The sequence below is a fragment of the Bellilinea sp. genome, assembly GCF_034432615.1.
In the GTDB taxonomy this organism is placed as follows: Bacteria; Chloroflexota; Anaerolineae; order Anaerolineales; family Anaerolineaceae; genus Bellilinea.
This window is the reverse complement of sequence record NZ_DAOUBL010000022.1, coordinates 1-2,272: the sequence shown is the minus strand read 5'-3', so window position 1 is coordinate 2,272 and position 2,272 is coordinate 1. Positions and strand designations below refer to the sequence as shown.

Here is a 2,272-nt window from a genome sequence, read left to right as displayed (position 1 = left end):
GGCGTGCAACTCAACCCTGCACGCCGCTGTTGATTTGAGGTGTACAATTAACCCATGAAACGACCTGCAAATTCGCTGCGTCTTTCCACCAGCTGGCGGATTGCGCTGGCGTTTGCCGGCGGCGGGTTATTGCTGTTGCTGCTGACGGTCGGCCTGCTGTGGCTGATTCAGAATCAGCCGCAGACGCCCGCCGAAACAATTGTTGTGCTGATTTCCATTCTGACCCTGCTGGTGTTGGGTTTTGCAGTCGGCGCGCTGGGGTTCATCCTGCGCAGCGCGGTTTCTCAGCCGGTGCTCCATCCCATCCTGCTCGTCCTGCTGCTGGCCTACCTGCTGCCCGCGGCGGTTTATTTTGGGCTGGACCGCCTGCTGACCTCCCGTTTCAGCAATCTGGAACAGACTTTGCCCGCCCTGAGCCTGCGTTCGCCGCTGTTTCCCGGTCAACCGTGGTTGTTTCTCTGGCAGGCATTGATCCTGGCATTTCTTGCCATTCCCGGCGTTCAAGGCCTGCCGCATCCATTTGTCCAAACCCGCAGGGCCCTGCCCCCGGCCTGGCTGAGCGGCCTGTTGGGCGGAGCGGCCATCGCGCTCATGTGCGCTTACCTGTTCAGCATCGGCCGGGCCTGGGTGGAAAGCGCAATGGCGGCCGCCGAAATGACCCAGCCGCTGGAAATTGCCCCCCTTATCCGCTGGGCAACCTTTCTGACCGGTGTTCTGATCGCCCCGTGGGCCGAAGAACGTTTCTTCCGCGGCGAGTTAATCAGCCGCTGGCAACCGCGGCTGGGAAGCGGGGGGGCGGTGCTGGCTTCGGCGGCGCTGTTTGCCACCCTGCAGCTGCGTCCGTTGTTATGGCTGCCCGCTTTTGTGGCAGGAATTGGCTTTGCCTGGCTGGTTCAGGCGCAGGGCGGGTTGAAATCGGCGATTGTGGCCCATACCGTTGTCAATCTGCTGCTCTTTGCGCTGGGCTGGCAGTGGATGATTTAACCAAGCGAAGATGAGGATACACCATGACCGAATTGCTTTACGCTACCGACAGTTACCTGAAAGACTTTACCGCCCGTGTGATGGAGGTGGATGAGGAAAACCGTGCTGTCCTGCTGGATAGAACTGCGTTTTACCCCGGCGGGGGCGGTCAGCCGTGTGACGGCGGCATGTTGAGTGATGAAAATGGTGGCGTCTGGCAGGTGGCGCGGGTGAAGAAAACACCCGCCGGTATCTGGCATACGCTGGCAGGTGAAGCCGGCCTGCCCCAACCCGGCGTGACTCTGCATGGCGCGCTGGACTGGGATCGGCGCTATGCGCTGATGCGTACCCATACCGCCCTGCACATCCTCTGCGGCGTGGTTTTTCGGGATTACGGCGCGCTGGTCACCGGCGGCGAAATGGAACCCCTCAAGGGGCGCATGGATTTTGAATTTGAATCCCTGACTGCCGATCTGGTAGCGGTCATCGAGCAGGCTGTCAATCGCGAAGTGGAAGCCGCTCATCCGGTGCGGGTGCAGATTCTGCCGCGCGAAATTGCTTTTCAGATTCCCGATTTGATTCGTACCAAAATCAACCTGCTGCCGCCGGAAATTCAGGAAGTGCGCACGGTTGAAATTGTGGGACTGGATTTGCAGGCAGACGGCGGCACGCATGTGGCCAACACGCGCGAAGTAGGCCCCATCCGCGTGGTGGATTACAAAAGCAAGGGACGCATCAACAAACGGCTTTATATTGAACTGGACTGAAGAGTGGCGCGGCAGTCGTGGAGTATGGCTTTCTCAAAGTTGCTTGACAATCCTAAAACTTTGTGTCGAAACTCAAATTGTGGCAAAACAACCCCCACCCACCTCCCCCAATATCGCCAAAGCGATATTGGGGGAGGCGCAGGAGGGGGTTCGTGTCGTTACTGGCAGGGTATCCCTAAACCGGTTAGAAGCAGAATGACTGAGCAGCCAAACGACTTTGAGAATGCGCAATTTTCCACAGCGTTTTGCTTGACAATAGAACAATTATTCTATAAAATAAGATTATGAACCTCTGGAAGCGCCTGTTGAACCTTTTCAGGGAGGAGGCAGGGCAGCAGCAGCGCACCTTTGCCCTCGATGCCCGTCTGGAACAGTCCCTGCGTCAGCTGGCGGATCAGGAGCAGCGCCCGCCGGAGGAGATTCTGCAGACGCTGATCGAGGCCGGCCTGCAGCACCGCCGTCAGAATGAGGAGGCCTGGCGGTGCTGGAAGCTGCTCACCCCGCGCGAGCAGGAAGTTGCCGCGCTGATCTGTCTCGGTTAC

At 58.8% G+C, this 2,272-nt stretch carries 3 protein-coding genes; all 3 read left to right on the top strand.

All coding sequences use genetic code 11. The annotated features are described in order from the left end of the window. Positions 1-54 precede the first annotated feature (54 nt). Positions 55-984, top strand: a complete 930-nt coding sequence (locus VAE48_RS01140) for a type II CAAX endopeptidase family protein (protein WP_322791470.1) — start codon at positions 55-57, stop codon at positions 982-984. 23 nt (positions 985-1,007) lie between these two features. Then, on the top strand, positions 1,008-1,730 hold the full coding sequence (locus VAE48_RS01135) for an alanyl-tRNA editing protein (protein ID WP_322791469.1): 723 nt from the start codon (positions 1,008-1,010) through the stop codon (positions 1,728-1,730). A 284-nt stretch (positions 1,731-2,014) separates the two neighbouring features. Next, positions 2,015-2,272 (top strand): hypothetical protein (locus VAE48_RS01130; protein ID WP_322791468.1); only part of this gene is annotated, 258 nt, incomplete at its 3' end.